Annotated in this window: 11 protein-coding genes, 1 pseudogene and 1 riboswitch; of the genes and pseudogenes, 1 reads left to right on the top strand and 11 read right to left on the bottom strand. The window is 38.5% G+C overall.

Translation table 11 applies throughout. The annotated features are described in order from the left end of the window. Positions 1-48: 48 nt before the first annotated feature. The 11 genes and pseudogenes from glgA to QM406_RS04995 all read right to left on the bottom strand — a co-directional run. The gene (gene glgA, locus QM406_RS05045) at positions 49-1,482 is read right to left on the bottom strand and encodes a glycogen synthase GlgA (RefSeq protein ID WP_414273597.1); all 1,434 of its coding nucleotides are present in this window, start codon (positions 1,480-1,482) and stop codon (positions 49-51) included. Then, positions 1,479-2,618, bottom strand: a complete 1,140-nt coding sequence (glgD, locus tag QM406_RS05040) for a glucose-1-phosphate adenylyltransferase subunit GlgD (protein WP_414273596.1) — start codon at positions 2,616-2,618, stop codon at positions 1,479-1,481. The genes glgA and glgD overlap by 4 nt, the downstream gene beginning before the upstream one ends. Next, complete coding sequence (locus QM406_RS05035; protein WP_414273595.1) at positions 2,608-3,750, bottom strand: glucose-1-phosphate adenylyltransferase; 1,143 nt, start codon at positions 3,748-3,750, stop codon at positions 2,608-2,610. The genes glgD and QM406_RS05035 overlap by 11 nt, the downstream gene beginning before the upstream one ends. Next, a complete protein-coding gene (glgB, locus tag QM406_RS05030) occupies positions 3,740-5,668 on the bottom strand; it encodes a 1,4-alpha-glucan branching protein GlgB (RefSeq protein ID WP_414273594.1) in 1,929 nt (642 codons plus the stop codon). Before glgB ends, QM406_RS05035 begins: the two co-directional genes overlap by 11 nt. 397 nt (positions 5,669-6,065) lie before the next feature. Continuing rightward, complete coding sequence (gene pulA, locus QM406_RS05025) at positions 6,066-8,348, bottom strand: type I pullulanase (protein ID WP_414273593.1); 2,283 nt, start codon at positions 8,346-8,348, stop codon at positions 6,066-6,068. A 31-nt stretch (positions 8,349-8,379) separates the two neighbouring features. Continuing rightward, the gene (locus tag QM406_RS05020) at positions 8,380-9,330 is read right to left on the bottom strand and encodes a diacylglycerol kinase family lipid kinase (protein ID WP_414273592.1); all 951 of its coding nucleotides are present in this window, start codon (positions 9,328-9,330) and stop codon (positions 8,380-8,382) included. Between the two features lie 3 nt (positions 9,331-9,333). Next, positions 9,334-11,292 carry an NAD-dependent DNA ligase LigA gene (gene ligA, locus QM406_RS05015; RefSeq protein ID WP_414273591.1) on the bottom strand — a complete coding sequence of 653 codons (1,959 nt, stop codon included), beginning with the start codon at positions 11,290-11,292 and terminating at the stop codon, positions 9,334-9,336. A 93-nt stretch (positions 11,293-11,385) separates the two neighbouring features. Further along, a complete protein-coding gene (locus QM406_RS05010) occupies positions 11,386-12,645 on the bottom strand; it encodes a nucleobase:cation symporter-2 family protein (RefSeq protein ID WP_414273590.1) in 1,260 nt (419 codons plus the stop codon). Next, positions 12,645-13,226, bottom strand: coding sequence for a xanthine phosphoribosyltransferase (locus QM406_RS05005; protein WP_414273589.1), 582 nt, complete (start codon positions 13,224-13,226; stop codon positions 12,645-12,647). The genes QM406_RS05010 and QM406_RS05005 overlap by 1 nt, the downstream gene beginning before the upstream one ends. Before the next feature lie 76 nt (positions 13,227-13,302). Continuing rightward, positions 13,303-13,399, bottom strand: a riboswitch (purine riboswitch). Continuing rightward, the gene (gene guaC, locus QM406_RS05000; RefSeq protein ID WP_414273588.1) at positions 13,392-14,375 is read right to left on the bottom strand and encodes a GMP reductase; all 984 of its coding nucleotides are present in this window, start codon (positions 14,373-14,375) and stop codon (positions 13,392-13,394) included. Its footprint overlaps the riboswitch before it by 8 nt. Before the next feature lie 171 nt (positions 14,376-14,546). Beyond that, positions 14,547-15,332: pseudogene (locus QM406_RS04995) on the bottom strand (5-methylcytosine restriction system specificity protein McrC); the annotation flags it as partial. Between the two features lie 176 nt (positions 15,333-15,508). Between QM406_RS04995 and QM406_RS04990 the strand changes: the two are divergent. Next, positions 15,509-17,212 (top strand): thiol-activated cytolysin family protein, encoded by a 1,704-nt coding sequence (locus tag QM406_RS04990; protein WP_414273587.1) that lies wholly within the window; start codon positions 15,509-15,511, stop codon positions 17,210-17,212. Positions 17,213-17,425: the final 213 nt, after the last annotated feature.

The raw sequence follows: 17,425 nt of genomic DNA, 5'->3' as shown, positions 1-17,425 counted from the left end.
TTCAGAATCTCAAAAAATCGTATGAAGGTATCATACGATTTTAACTATTTAGTTTGCTAAGCTATGATACAAATCAAGATATGACTTGCAGGCTGTATCCCAAGAGAAATCACATTCCATAGCTTGAACTTGCATGTTCTTCCAAACATCAGGATGGTTATGATAAACATCCAGAGCTGTTTGCAAGGCCCAGTTGAGCCAGTATGGAGTTAGGTTATTAAAACTAAAGCCTGTACCTGTTCCATCAATTGGATTAAAGGCTTGAACAGTATCTCTAAGACCACCAACCTCATTTACCAAAGGAAGGGTTCCATATCTCATGGCCATCATTTGTGAAAGTCCACACGGTTCAAAGCGACTTGGCATGAGGAAAATATCACATGCTGCATAGATCTCTTGAGCTAATTTCACATCGAAAGTGATATTGGCAGAAAGTTTTTCTGGGAATACTTGACTAAACCAAGAGAAGGCTTGTTCAAATCCTGGATCTCCAGTTCCCAAAAGAACGATTTGAATATCCTCTTGAAGTATTCGATGCAAGCTCTCAACTACCACATCAAAACCTTTTTGACGAGTTAAGCGAGATACAATACCAATCATTGGTACATCAGAACGTACTGGAAGACCAACTTTTTCTTGAAGTTTTGCTTTATTTTGAGCCTTTCCTGACAGATCATTTTTATTAAAATGATAGTCAAGTAAAGCATCCGTCTCTGGGTTGTACAAATCTGTATCTATACCATTAACAATACCTGAAACCTTACCAGATTCCATACGAAGAATTTGATCAATACCGCAACCAAACTCTGTAGTCATGATCTCATAAGCATAACTCGGTGACACGGTTGATACACGATCTGCATAGAGAATACCTGCCTTCATCCAGTTAAGACAATCATTCCAACGAACTGTTCCATCAGCGTAGCGCTCAAATCCAACTCTAAACAAGTCCCAAAGCATACTTTCAGAGAATTGACCTTGAAATTCCAAGTTATGAATGGTCAAAACAGTCTTGATTCCTTGGTAGGCTTGAATCCATCTGTATTTTTCTTTTAACAAGAACGGAATCATTGCTGTATGATAATCATGAGCATGTAGAACATCAGGGATAAATCCAATACGCTCCATCGCTTCAAGGGCTGCAAGTTGGAAGAAGGCAAAGCGTTCACCATCATCAAAATCTCCATACACATGTCCGCGGAAGAAATAATATTGATTGTCGATGAAGTAGAAAGTAACACCGTTTAAAACAGTTTTCTTAATTCCACAAAATTGTCTGCGCCAACCAACATAGACTTCAAATTGAAGGACATCTTCAATTTGATCACCAAACTTGGCTTCAACCATGTCATAGTAGGGTAAGATAACAGCAACTTCATGCCCAGCTTTTACTAATGATTTTGGAAGTGCTCCGATAACGTCTCCCAATCCACCTGTTTTTGAAAAGGGAGCTCCCTCTGCTGCTACAAATAAAATTTTCATGAAAGGACATCCTCTGTTACTTTTTCGCCTTTTTTGATGATAACAGGGTTTTCTGCTGTACCTCGAACGACAACTCCCTCAGCTATTTCAGCACCCTTATCAACAATTGCATACTCAACTTGTGCACCTTTTCCAACGACAACGCGAGGGAAGATAAGAGATTCTTTAACCAAGCTGTCTTTATTGATACGAACATTACGCGAAATAACAGATTTAATCACTTCGCCTTCAACGATACTACCAGAAGCAAATTGAGAAGTGTTTACTTTTGAACCCGGTGCATAGTAGGTAGGTTCTTCGTTTTTAACTTTAGTGTGAATCTTTTGGTTTGGCGAGAACAAAGAGTAGAATTTATGCTGATCAAGCATATCTAAATTAGCTTGGTAATATGTTTCTACTGAATGAATATTGGCTAGGTATCCTGTGTATTCATATGCAAAAGCACCTTCTTTTGCTGCTAAATCACGAAGAACATAACGTAATTTTTCTGGATATTCTTTTTGAGCTTCTTCTTCCAAACGTTTAATCAACCATTGAGTGTCTACAACAAAGATATCTGTTGACATATTGTAGAAATCTTGGTCTGATTTTTTATCAAAAAGTTTATGGGAAACTACATGGTCAGTTTCATCAATATCAAGGATAGCATTTACTTCTGAAATATCTTTCTTAGGTAATTTCTTATAAACTACTGTAATCGGTGATTTTGTTGTATTATGCAAATGGAAAACTTGATTGAGATCGATATTCACTAAAACATCACAGTTCAAGGAAACGGTTTGGTCTGAACCTGAACGTTTTAGGTAAGTCAAAAGTTGTTGGTAGTACTCTTTACCAACAGTGCTGCTTTCTACACGAGTATTGTAGATTCCAAGATAGTAGTGGCTAAGCAACGTATTCAAGCCCCACTCACGTCCTGAACGAATATGGTCAAATACAGAGCTGATGTTATCTTGTTGGAAAATTCCAAAGATACTACGAACGCCTGCATTAGCTAAACTTGAAAGCGGGAAGTCAATCAAACGATACTTTCCTCCAAATGGTAAAGTTGCCACTGGACGGTTACTTGTCAAGGTTGACATATCATGGAAACCAACGGTATTTCCTAAAATCGCTGAATATTTATCAATCTTCATCTGTTGCTACCCCCACTACTTCGTTATATCCGACTACTTGTACTTCTTCTGTACCATCAATTTCAACACCATCAGCGATGACTGCGCCTTCACCGATGATTGCACGTGTAATTTTAGCACCTCTACCAATAACTGCTCCACTCATGATAACAGAATCAACAACTTCTGCTCCCTTACGAACTTGAGCAGTTGTAGAAAGAATAGAGTGTTTCACTGTACCATTTACGTAACAGCCGTCCACTACAAGAGAGTCTTCTACCTGAGCGAATTCTCCAAGGAAGTTTGGTGGAGCGATAAGGTTACGAGAATAAATTTTCCATTGACGGTTACGGCTATCTAGAGCATTTTCTGGAGAGATGTATTCCATATTTGCTTCCCAGAGTGATTCGATAGTACCAACGTCCTTCCAGTATCCATTGAATTCATAAGCATAGACACTTTCACCAGTTTCAAGATAGTTTGGAATAACGTTTTTACCAAAATCTGACATATCAATATTAGCCTTTTCAGCTGTAACTAGCATATTGCGAAGTCGTTTCCAATCAAAGATATAAATACCCATTGATGCCTTAGTTGATTTTGGTTCAGCTGGTTTTTCTTCAAATTCGACAATACGATTATTAGCATCTGTGTTCATAATACCAAAACGGCTAGCTTCTTTTAGTGGTACATCCAAGACAGCAACTGTCAAGCTGGCATTATTGTCCTTGTGTGATTGGAGCATATCATCATAGTCCATCTTGTAGATATGGTCACCTGAAAGGATCAAAACATACTCAGGATTGATGCTGTCGATATAGTCGATGTTTTGGTAAATGGCATGACTTGTACCTTCAAACCAACGGTTCCCCTCGCTTGCAGAGTAGGGTTGAAGGATAGAAACTCCGGTGTCAATACCATCTAGACCCCAACTAGAACCATTACCAATGTGGCTATTGAGAGCTAGTGGTTGATACTGTGTGATAACCCCAACATTATGGATACCAGAGTTGGCACAGTTTGAAAGAGCGAAGTCAATGATACGGTAGCGCCCACCAAATTGCACGGCAGGTTTAGCAATGCTTTGAGTGAGTTTACCGAGACGAGTTCCTTGCCCACCGGCAAGGATTAAAGCTAGCATTTCATTCTTCATTTTCTACTCCTTTTTGAGTTTTATTAGCGACTTTCTTAGTAGGTTTTATGCGACGTTTGATTTTCCAAATACTTGCTCCCATAGCTGGCAAGGTGAATGTCAAAGTCTGCTCATAATCCTTCCACAATCCTTCTTGAGTTTGAACAGTTTGGTTATGCTCTTTCCACACACCACCCCATTGTTCTAATTCTGTATTCCAAATTTCTTCATAAATGCCTGCAACTGGAAGACCAATTGTGAAGTCAGGGCGTTCAACTGGTGCCATATTGAAGACACAAACTAGCATCTCGCCTTTCTTACCTTTTCGGATAAAGGATAGGACGCTTTGGTCTCTATTATCTGCATCAATGATTTCAATACCGTCATAGCTTGTATCTATTTCCCAGAGACAACGATGGTCTTTGTAGAATTGATTAAGCTGTGAAGTGAAATATTTCATCTTAGCATTCATTGGATCATCTAGATTAGACCACTCCAATTGCTCTTCGGATTTCCACTCTAGGAATTGACCAAACTCACTACCCATGAAGAGTAATTTCTTACCAGGGTGACAAATTTGATAAGTGTAGAGGTTTCTCAAACCAGCGAATTGATTGTAACGATCACCCCACATCTTATGCATCATACTCTTCTTACCATGTACAACCTCATCATGTGAGAATGGTAGAAGATAATTTTCATTAAAGACGTACATGAAGCTGAAAGTCACAAGGTTAAAGTCATACTTGCGGTATATTGGATCTTCTTCGTAGAAACGTAGGATGTCATTCATCCAACCCATGTTCCACTTGTAGTCAAATCCAAGGCCACCCATTTCCTTCATACCAGTGATCTTGGTACCTGAAGAAGACTCCTCTGCAATCATCATAACATCAGGATGAGCTAGCTTAATAACATCGTTCAAACGTTGTAGGAAATAATATCCTTCATAGTTAAGATTGCCACCGTCTTTATTTGGTGTCCATGGAGCATTGTCATAATCTAGATAGAGAATATTACTTACGGCATCTACACGAATACCATCTAGATGATAGAAATCAATCCAGAACTTAATGCTAGAAATCAAGAAAGACTGAACTTCATTTTTACCTAAGTCAAAGTTGAGTGCTCCCCAACCGTAGTTGTTAGCCTTATTATGATCTTGGTATTCAAAAGTCGGGGTGCCGTCGTAGTATGCCAAAGCGTCGTCATTGATTGTAAAGTGTCCAGGTACCCAGTCCACAATTACTCCGATATTGTTGATATGACATTCCTCAACAAAGTCTTGAAACTCTTCAGGACGACCATAGGCATGCTCTAAAGCAAAGTAACCCATGAGCTGATAACCCCAACTCAAACCAAGTGGGTGAGCCATCAAAGGCATAAACTCGATGTGAGTATAGTTCATCTCAACGAGATATGGGATGAGCTCTTCTTTGAGTTGAGCAAAACTATAAGGGGTTCCATCAGGATTTCTCTTCCAAGATCCTGCATGCACCTCGTAGATATTGACCGGTCTTTCGAAAAATCTCCAACGTTTTCTACGAGCTAACCAGAGACCGTCCTTCCATTTTTTCTCAGGTATTTCTGTTAAAACAGCTCCTGTTCCCGGACGAGCTTCATAGCGTACTGCCAAAGGATCAATCTTCATAAGCTGATGACCATTAGCACGAGTAATATGATATTTATAAATATGCCCCTCTTGAGCTAAAGTTGTAAAAACTTCCCAAACTCCAGATTCATTACGAACCATGGGGATTTGATTTTCAGCCCAGTTAGTAAAATCACCAACTAGATGGACAGCCTGCGCATTTGGCGCCCAGACACGGAATGTATAGCCATACTCACCGTCTCTTTCTTCACGATGCGCTCCTAAATAGTGTTGAAGATGGAAATTTTCGCCACTAGTAAAAGTTCTTAAAGCCTCAAATTTATCCATTGAATCCCCCTTTTATTGTAAGCGTTTTCTATGTTCCTATTATACTATCTTTTAAGAAAACTTTCAACTAATTTCCGAATTCTACAAAAATTTTTTTCGAAAATCTTCATATATTTATCTTAACATTTCTAAAATTTTCATAAATGATGATAAGCAGTGGAATTTTCTATCAGCTACTGTTACAAGAATAACTTTCATTATCTATATATAAAATAACTCACTTAAAAACTGAACGTTTTTATTTTTTGATAATATAATATTCGTAGATAACTCTTTTGATATAATTTTACCAAATTTTCTGAAATTTTCAATCATTTTTAGTAATAGTTCCATTTTTATTTTTATGTCTAGGAATATAAAAAAACTCAAGCATAAATCTTGAGTCTTTGGTTAATTTTTAAGATAAGATATTCATAACTGCCACACTGACATCGTCAATGGCATTTTCTTGGTTAGAACGGCTATTAGTTACTAACATTTCTAGGTTTCCTGCATTTTCATAGTAATAGGAAGCCCCTTTAGCATTGAATACAACCAAGAAGTGCTCTTCAATTCCCTGAATCTCGTAGACAATCCAACCACTATTTTCAATGGCTGTATGAACAAATACATGACGGTAGACTTCTTCATAAGTAGGGTATGAAAAGGCATTGGTTTGTGTTTTAAGTCGGATAATCTGACGAACAAACTCGATACTATCTTGACGCTCATTGATCAAATCCCAGTTGACTTGGTTGACGCTATCAGGAGCATTGTAACTATTCATAGCTCGCTCACGATCTGCGTGAGTCAACTCGCCATTTTCTCCTGTAGCTACAAGCTTGGTACGGCCAAACTCTTGCCCCAACTCCATGAAGGCCATCCCTTGCATGAGAAGGTTCATGGCTGTCGCTGTTTCTACTTTCTTCATGATACGTTTTCCACTCTCCGTTGGATGAAGGGTTTTAAGCAAATCATGCAAATTGTAGTTATCGTGGGCTTCTACATAGTTAAGAACCTGATTGGGGCTGAGGTAAGAACCCAGCTCTCGGCTTCCAAGGATAGCCTTTGCGACGATCGGCTCAGTTCCAGCACCACTGACGAAACCAGATTTGATAGAGCCATAGACTTCACAACCTTTGACCGCATCACGTTGATTATCATTAAAGAATCCAATGTTTGGCAACTGGTAGGCGTTATCTTTCTTAGCCTTATCATAAGGAGCAAGACCAGTTCCCATATCCCATCCTTCTCCATAAAGGATGATTTTAGGATCGACTTCGTCCATAGCCCAACGAATCATCTGCATAGTTTTGACATCATGGATTCCCATCAAGTCAAAGCGGAAACCGTCAATATTGAATTCTTTTACCCAGTAGAGAAGAGAATCAATCATATATTTACGGAACATTTCATGCTCACTGGCAGTTTCGTTACCGACTCCTGTTCCATTTTGATAGGTTCCGTCATGGTTCATTCGATAATAATAATCAGGAACCGTTGTTTGAAATGGCGCATCCACCGTTGAGAAGGTGTGATTGTAAACAACATCCATAATAACACCGATACCAGCATCGTGATAAGCTTGGACCATTGCTTTCAAATCACGGATAGCTTGACCTGGATCATTTGGATTGGTAGACATGCTAGTTTCTGGAGCATTGTAGTTTTGTGGATCATATCCCCAGTTATAAGTTACATTTCCATCAGCGTCGTATTCTTTATGGCGGTCAGCAATTGGTTGCAGCTGAACATAGTTGACACCAAGTTCTTTGATGTAATCAAACGCAGTCGATTGACCATATTGGTTAACTGTTCCAGTTTGCGCTGCACCTAAGAAGGTTCCTCTTAATTCTGGCGCAACACCAGATGTTTCAGACTTAGTCAAATCACGGATGTGCATTTCATAAATGACTGCTTGGCAAGGATTTTCCAAACGCCAAGTTGCTTCTGTACCATGCTTAACCTCAAAACCTTCGACCTGACGATCTTGATTTGAGACAATGGCTGAACGTTTTCCATCAGGACTTGTCGCTATTGTATATGGATCACGAGTTACTGACTGGTGATGAGGAAAGTCAATTTGGTAGTGATAAGCACGACCTGCTAGGCTTTCTGGGACTGTTAAACTCCAAACTCCAATTGTATTATACTTGTGGCTATAGGAATAACTATTTCCTCGATCCATTTCAAAGATTTTAAGAATAGGAGCGTCATTGCTCGCTGATTCATAGACTACTACTTGGACAGAAGTAGCTGTTGGTGCCCATAAGCTAAAACTTGTTTCATTTTCAGAAACTTGACATCCCAACTCTCCTTGATAACCCCAATGGTGGTCGAAACTGGCACTATTGATTGCCTTGTCAAAGGCAAAAGGATTTTGGTCCTTATAGTGGGGACTGGCAATAGCAGGATTTTCAGAATAATAAACTGTATCGTCTCCATCCAAAATCCAAACCTCTGTCAAAAGTGGATAGTAATTGAAACGAATAGGATATTCTTTGCTGACACCATCTTTTTCAACGCTAAAAGTCATGGTCTCAAGAGCTACTTCACTCGATTGAGTCAGTGAAAATTTGGCACCAAAATATTCTTCTTCTTTGATAAGCTCTACTGAATTTAGAGGTTTTTTGCTGAAACTGCAAGCCTCGTAGGCTTCATCCTTACGATGATAATGAATAAGTACAGGATAATTGTACATGGTTCTTCCTAATTTCTAAATTAATTTGATTTTATATGTGACTAATAATTTCTTGATCAAGTGCCTCACGATTCACAAAAAACTCAATGTGGTTATGACATACTTCCAAATCTACTGGTGTGTCGCCACCGTATTCTCCATCAAGATTAAGCATAAATGGCTCTTCCTGATCTAAAGTTTCAATTCGGAGTTTACTCGTTTTAAGATATTCAACATTGACATCTGACACGTGTTGGCCTCCGTTCATGGCCTGAACTAGCAAACTCAACATATCTAGTATTTTATCCGTCTTTACCAGAATAAGCGTGAAATTGCCATCATACAGTCTGGTATCAGGTGCAAATTGCTCAAATCCACCAATAGAATTGGTCAAGGCAACAAAGACAAGAGAAACTTCTCCTGTAAAAATTCCCCAATCATGGTAAATACGAACAGGACGGGCTTTGGATTTTGGAAACATCTCGAAGCCTTTAGCAACGTAGGCCAGATAACCCAAACGCGTCTTTAGTTCACTCGGAACACTAAAAGTTAACTCCGTAAGAGTTCCTGCCGCAGCAATATTGATGAAATACTTATCACCATAAGCACGACCAATATCAATTTGCTTGGTTTCATTTTTAGTAATGATTTTCGCTGCAGCAACTGGATCCCCCATAGGGATTTTCAATGCTCTTGCATAGTCATTGGTAGTTCCAGTAGGAATGATGGCGATCTTTGGACGATGTTCCAGAGGTGCAATTCCATTAACCACTTCATTGATAGTACCATCGCCACCAGCTACCAAAACCAAATCAAATCCAGCTTTTGCAGCTCTTTCTGCTTCTTTCTGGGCTGATAAGTGTTCAGGTTTGGTCTGAAAAGCACTTGTTTCATAGCCTATGCTCTCTAACACTTCTAGAACTTCTGCGATATTTTGCTTGATAATTTCCTGGCCTGAGGTCGGATTATAAATGAGGCGTGCGCGTTTTTTTTCTTCTTTCATAGCTTACAAACTCTCAAGCCAAGCTTCATCACGAATCTCTATTCCCAGTTCTTGTGCTTTTTGGAGCTTGCTTCCTGCATCTGCTCCTGCTACAACAAGGTCTGTTTTTTTCGACACACTACCAGTAACCTTGGCTCCTAGACTTTCTAATTTATTTTTAGCTTCTGAGCGATTAAGACGCTCTAGCTTTCCTGTCAATACGACAGTTAGACCAGACAAGGCTGCATTTGCTACAACTGTCTGTCCTTTGAAGTCTAGATTAACACCTGATTCTTTCAATTCCCTTAAAAGGATTGCAGAACCCTCTGTAGCAAAATAGGTCTGTAGGCTTTGAGCAATGACACTACCCAAACTTTCAATATTTGCAATTTCTTCAGGATTGGCTTGTGCTAGCGATTCGATTGAGTGGAAGTTTTGTAAAAGCAACTGACTTGCCTTACTTCCTACATGACGAATCCCCAAACCAAACAAGAGTTTTTCAGCAGAATTTTCTTTGGATGCTTGAATAGCCTGGTAGAGCTTTTGAGCAGATTTTTCCTTGATACCATTTAGCAAGAGCAAATCTTCCACAGTCAAACGATAAATATCTGCAACATCTTTAACCAAATTGGCAGCAAATAACTTTTCAACGATTGATGGACCAAGGCCAGAAATATTCATAGCATCACGCGATGCGAAATGCGTCAAGCCTTCCATGATTTGAGCAGGACAGCGCGGATTGATACATCGAAGGGCAACCTCATCTTCAAAGTGTAAAAGTTTGCTCTCACAACTTGGACAGTTTGTTGGGATATCTAGTTTTTCCTCCGACACACGTTTAGACTCCACCACTCGTAGAACGGCTGGTATGATATCACCCGCTTTGTAGACAATGACTGTGTCATCCTTACGGATATCCTTTTCAGCGATATAGTCGACATTATGAAGAGTTGCACGACTTACAGTTGTACCTGCAAGTTGCACTGGAGTAAGATTAGCAGTCGGAGTCACAACTCCGGTACGGCCAACAGTCCAGTCAACAGAAAGAAGTTTCGCTTCTTTTTCTTCTGCTGGGAATTTATATGCTACTGCCCATTTAGGTGCTTTGACTGTAAATCCTAGTTGCTCCTGACCAGCTAAATCATTGACCTTAATCACAACTCCATCGATATCATAAGGCAACTGATCTCTTTCTTGACCAATTTCTTGAATAAACGCCCAAACCTCGTCCATACTATGAGCTAATAGACGTCTTTGATTAACTACAAAGCCTAATTGTTCTAAATGTTTCAAAACCTTCTCTTGACTATCCCGAGTTGAAGGACTAGCTTCCTGATAAAGGAAGGTTGCAAGATTACGTTTAGCTACTACTCCTGTGTCTAACTGGCGAAGGGTTCCTGCAGCAGCATTTCTTGGATTAGCAAACTCCGGCTCCCCGTTTTCTTGACGAGATTGATTGACCTGATCAAAAGAAGCTCTCGGCATATAACATTCACCACGAACTGTTATATCTATTTTTTCAGATAATGATAAAGGAATGTCTTTCACTCGTTTAAGATTTTCAGTGATGTTTTCACCAATGGAGCCATCACCACGAGTAGCTCCAGCAACAAAAATTCCTTGCTCATAAGTCAAGGAAATCGATAAACCATCAATTTTTAACTCACAGATATAAGTAACTTCATCCAATTCTTTACGAACACGCGCATCAAAGGCAGCGAGCTCTTCACGAGAAAAAGCATCCTGCAAACTATAGAGAGGATACTGATGACTATATTTCTCAAATCCATCAAGAATCTTTCCACCAACACGATGTGTCGGACTATCTGGCAAGACTTGCTCTGGATGAGCTTTTTCTAACTCTACCAATTCACGATAGAGACGATCATACTCACTATCAGATACAGATGGGTTATCACTTGTATAATACTCTGTCGCATAGCGATTGAGCAGTTCAACGAGCTCTTTCATTCTTTCATTCATAGAACCATTTTACCATAAAAAGGACTCTATAAACAATACTCAAGCTCTAAAAAAGAAAATGAGAAGGATATTTCTATCGCTTCTCATTTATTTTTATTTTTTACGATTCAAAATAGCATTCAAGACAATGGCTACTGTACTTGCAATAACAATACCATTTGAAAAGAACATTTGTAATTCAGTCGGTAAAGTATTGAAGAGATTGCTTCCGTTCAATCCCACCCCAGCAGAAATAGAAACTGCTGCAATGAGGAAGTTGTGTTCATTGTGCTCAAAGTCTACACGCGCCAAGATTTGCATCCCTTGTAGCGAAACAAAACCGAACATGACCAGCATTGCTCCACCAAGAACAGGGCTAGGAATAATCTGAGCCAAGGCACCAAACTTAGGCAAGAGACCAAGTAAGATGAGGAAACCAGCTGCGTAGTAGATTGGCAAACGAGTACGAATACCTGAAAGTTTCACCAAACCAACGTTTTGTGAAAATCCTGTATATGGGAAGGTGTTGAAAAGTCCACCAAGCAGAACAGCGAGACCTTCTGCACGATAACCATTGCGAAGACGAGTGCTATCGATTGGATCTTTAGTAATATCAGAAAGGGCAAGATAAACACCAGTTGATTCTACCATAGATACAGTAGCGATAATACACATCATGACAATAGAAGAAATCTCAAATTGCGGAGCACCGAAGTAAAATGGAGTTGGGATATGAACGAGTGGAGCTTCTGCTACCGGAGAGAAATCAACCAAGCCCATAGTCGCAGCGATGATAGTACCTGCAATCAAACCAATCAAAATAGAAATTGACTTAATAAATCCTTTTGTAAAGATATTAACCAAGAGAATGATAAGAATAGTGATTGTTGCTAACGCTAGACTTTGTCCCGTTGGTTTTTCGACGTTATTTCCCATATTCCCAATAGCTACTGGAATCAAGGTCAATCCGATTGTTGTAATGACAGAACCCGTTACGATTGAAGGGAACAGATTAGCAATTTTAGAAAATACGCCTGCTACAAGAACGACATAAATACCAGAAGCAATCAAGGCACCAAACATAGCACCACTACCGTGACTTTGTCCAATCATGATAAGAGGAGCAACAGACTGGAAGGCTACCCCAAGAACAATAGGTAAACCAACACCAAAATGTTTATTGAGTTGCAATTGTAAGAGAGTTGCGACCCCACACATAAAGATATCTGTAGAGATAAGGTATGTCAGTTGTTGAGGTGAGTAACCTAGGGCACCTGCAATCATAATTGGTACTAGGATTGAACCTGAGTACATAGCAAGTAAGTGTTGCAAGCCCAATACGGCCGCTTTTGAGTGGTTTTCTTTTTGATTCATTAGATGTCTGCCTCTTTGAAGATAACTCTTCCATTTTCAAAACGCTCTAAACGAGCAAGTGATACTACCTGATGACCTGATTTTTCTAACAGTTCACGACCATCTTGGAAAGATTTTTCAATCACAATCCCGACGGCCTCGACTGTAGCACCAGCCTGTTCGATAATCTGAATCAAACCTTTAGCTGCTTGGCCATTAGCCAAGAAATCATCAATAATCAATACTTTATCTTGAGGAGATAAGAACTTACCTGCAATAGATACGGTACTAGTTACTTGTTTAGTGAAAGAATAAACTTCAGCGGTTAAAATTCCTTCATTCATAGTGATATTTTTTGCCTTTTTAGCAAAAATCATGGGAACATCTAACTGTTCAGCCACGTAAAGGGCTGGGGCAATTCCAGATGCCTCAATGGTTACAACCTTAGTAATGCCCGCATTTTTAAAATGCTCTGCAAAGGTACGACCAACCTCGCGCATCAAGGAATAATCAACTTGGTGGGTCAAGAAAGAATCCACCTTAAGAATATTCTCACCAAGAACGTTTCCGTCCTTTAAAATTCGTTCTTCTAATAATTTCACAATAACCTCCGAAATAAAAAGAGACTTACCAAGTAAGCCTCTGGAAAACAAAGAAATAGATTCAATACCTATTCTTATATCTCTGCAGCTTACTCATTGTTAGGTATTTACGGTACCTTGTAGAAACGCCACGCCAATTCGCGGCATAAATAAGTAATCATATTTTTAGTGAGCATCTCCATTCCAGATAGAGTTCTTCACAATGACATAGTCAACGTGACGAAGATCTGCAACTTTACGACCTCCAGCATAAGAAATCGAACTTTGCAAATCCTGTTCCATCTCAGTCAAGGTATCTTGCAAATGTCCTTTAGCAGGAAGAAGGATTTTTTTACCTTCGACATTCTTATAAGCACCTTTTTGGTATTCTGAAGCCGAACCATAGTATTCTTTGAATTGTTTACCATCGACTTCGACAGTTTTACCAGGACTTTCGATATGACCTGCAAATAGTGAACCAATCATAACCATACTTGCACCGAAGCGAATTGACTTAGCAATATCTCCGTGTGTACGGATACCACCATCGGCAATAATCGGTTTACGCGCAGCTTTAGCACACCAGCGAAGAGCTGCTAGCTGCCATCCACCAGTACCAAAACCAGTTTTAACCTTAGTAATACATACTTTACCTGGACCGATTCCTACCTTAGTAGCATCTGCACCAGCATTTTCAAGTTCACGAACTGCCTCTGGAGTTCCAACGTTACCAGCAATAACAAACGTATCTGGCAATTCTTTCTTGATGTGCTGAATCATTGCAATCACACTGTCTGCATGACCATGAGCAATATCAATGGTGATGTACTCTGGTGCATCAGCCTTTAATTGACTCACAAAATCATACTCGTAATCTTTAACACCAACAGAGATAGATGCAATCAACCCTTTTTCATGCATGCGTTTCACAAAAGGAATGCGTCCTTCTTCATCAAAACGGTGCATGATGTAGAAATAGCCACCCTTGGCAAGCTGTTCAGCAACATCTTCATCCAAGATAGTCTGCATATTAGAAGGAACAACTGGCAACTTAAAGGTATGTTTTCCCAAGGTCACATGTGTATCAGCTTCTGCTCGACTTTGAAGGACACACTTATTTGGGATTAGCTGAATATCTTCATAGTCAAAGATCGGAAATTCGTTTAACATATTTCTCTCATTTCTCTTGTTTAGACCTTCCTAAAGTTAGGAATAGCCTCGTCTTTTCCAGACAATTACTCTAACAAGTTTACAATATTGTCCGTTTTTTGTCAATTGTAATGACCGAAAACAAATAATGTTCGTGTTTATAATTTTTGATTTAGATAACTAAGTAGACATTTACCCTGTATTTGTCTTGCCTTTCAAATCTTTACCAATATTTTCGATAAAGACTCTTTCAAAGGATTCAATCCTCTTGACAAAATCTTGATAACTTTCGGCTTGTCTAGGGATTTGAATAGACCATTTTTTCAACTGGGCTCCATAGCCTGCTAACTTGCCTATCTCATTATCAACTACCTTTTCCTTGCTTGGAAAAACAAGCCCAGCCTGATCAGCTTTTAAAATATAAGAATAAGAAATCAGCTGGAACAAGTCCTCACGGTTAATTCCTTTTTCAGTAAATTCTAGTCTTTTATATTTAGCATCTAAAACTGTCCTTAGTTCTCTGTTATAAAAATCTGGGAAAACTTTTCGTTTACGATCAGAAAATACAGAAACACCGTCCGTCTTATCCTTATTTCGTGGATGGATGAAATCTTTTGGCAACAAGGTATAAACATACTCTTCCCAAAGCCAGGTAACATCAAAAAGAATTCCATGGATTTTTTGCTCTTGGTATCCTAAACCGTGCTTTTCTCTGTTTAATATCATCAGACAAAGCTCTTGCAATTTTCTATACTCTCGAAAGTATGCATGACGAAGAGGCTTGGTTTGATTTAGTCGGATAATCTTAGCACGATCAGCTATTTTATAAGATGGGGTTACACGAATAATTTCAGAGAAATTTTCACGACTTGTTAATAAATTATCAAGAGCTCCTCCCCCTATGCTTCTCTGATTCTTCATGTATTCAATCGTATGACGGATCAGCTGTATGAGTGGATTATCATAGGTGAACTCTCTAGCGAGAGATAAATTACACTAAAAAGCATAAATCTCTAAAAATAAACACATACCTAAATATGTCCATTTTATCAAGAAAACGATTGCATTAGATTTTTATTTCTGCTAGAATATTTTTATCCCGAGAAAGCGCGTTCAAGAGATAATAAAATGAAATAATAAACTAGGAGCTTTATATGATTCAAAATAATCTTGAAAAAGGTTTTCGTTATTCTATCCGAAAACGTAGCATTGGTGTCTGTGGTGTAGTTATTGCAACTTTTTTATTAAGTACAGCTTCAATTATTCAAAATAATACTGTAAAAGCTACTGAAACCCCAATTTCAAGTAGTTCTAATCCAAAAACAGAACCTACAGTAAACGAACAAGAAAATACTCCAAACCTCAATTCAAAAACCGAAGAAAAAGCTGCCACTACTGTAACTGAAGCACCAAAAGCAGATGTTATGGAAAACCTCATGAGATCTACTAATCAGGCAGATAAGGACTTGAATAAATATCTTTTCGGATTAAACTACAACAAAATTGATATTTTAACTCGTAGAGGTGAAGCAATCGAAAATTATTCAAATACATCTTCAAAACAACAAGGAAATGAGTTTGTTGTAATTGAAAAAGTGAAAAAGAGTATTTCTAATAATTCAGCTGATGTTTCAATTAACGGTAATAGCGACATCTTCTTAGGCGCTTTGTTCCGAGCAGATCAAGGGTTATTAGAAAATAAACCTCAACTTGTTAGTATTGATAGAAAACAGGGTAGAATCAGCGTGGACCTTCCAGGAATGGCTGGAGCAGATAGCTATACTGATGCAAATACAACAGTCAGTGGTATGCAGGAAGGAATTAACACTTTGGTAAATAGATGGAATGCAAATTATGCATCAAGTAATCCTGCACCTGCTCGTATGCAATACGATTCTACTTCAGCATATAGTATGAATCAACTAAAAGCAAAATTTGGTAGCAACTTTGAAAAAATTGGGGTCGATTTAAAAATTGACTTTGAAGCTGCACAAAAAGGTGAAAAACAAATTGAAGTTGTTGACTTTAAACAAATTTACTTTACCGCTAACTTTGATGCACCAAAAAATCCTGGAGATGTCTTTGGTGATAATGTAACAGTCAACGATTTACAAGATCGTGGCTTGGATGAACAAACACCTCCTGTTTATGTTTCTAGTATGTCTTATGGCCGTCAAATGTATGTTAAATTTGAAACAACAAGTACAAGTACAGAACTTAAAGCAGCTATAAATGCTGTCATTAAAGGTGTGCCTATTAACCCTGAATCTGAATGGGCTCGTGTTTTGAAAAATACTTCTGTAACAGCTGTTATTGTTGGCGGTAACGCTGATGGCGCTGCTCGAGTAGTTACTGGAACACCTGAAGATCTCAAGAAATTAATTCAAGAAGGAGCTAATTTTAGTACACAAAATCCTGCAGTCCCTATTTCTTATAAAACTGCCTTTTTAAGAGATAATCAAGTTGCAACAATCCAAAACAGTACTGATTATATTGAAACTAAAATTACCTCTTACAAGAATGGCTATCTCAATTTGCAACATAAGGGTGGATATGTCGCTCGTTACTACGTTTACTGGGACGAAGTCACATATGACGAAAATGGAATTGAAAGCATCCGCTCTCGTGAATGGGAAGATAATGGAAAAAATAGAACTGCTGGTTTCCAAACTGAACTACAATTTAGAGGAAATGTTCGCAATCTTCGCGTAAAAATTCAAGAAAAAACAGGTCTTGCTTGGGAACCTTGGAGAACAGTTTATAATCGTACAGAATTGCCTTTAGTTCAAAAACGCACTATTATCAATTCAGGAACCACACTAAGACCAAAATATAGTGAACAAGTTGAAAATAACTAATAAAATCGTTAAAATGTAGAGTATCATTATTCATCAAATATCATTTTTGAACCTTTCTGAATTTAAGATAACTCTATTCGATAACTTATACAATAAAAGGAAAACATCTTTTCATGAGATGCTTTCCTTTTTGTTTTTTTGAGGTTCTTAATCCAATTAACTCAACTTATCTCAATTCAATACTCATTTAAAATCAAAGAGCAAACTAGGAAG

Source organism: Streptococcus infantis (genome assembly GCF_047465035.1).
Lineage (GTDB): Bacteria > Bacillota > Bacilli > Lactobacillales > Streptococcaceae > Streptococcus > Streptococcus infantis_T.
The sequence above is the reverse complement of the archived record's forward strand: the minus strand, read 5'-3'. Positions and strand labels throughout refer to the sequence as shown.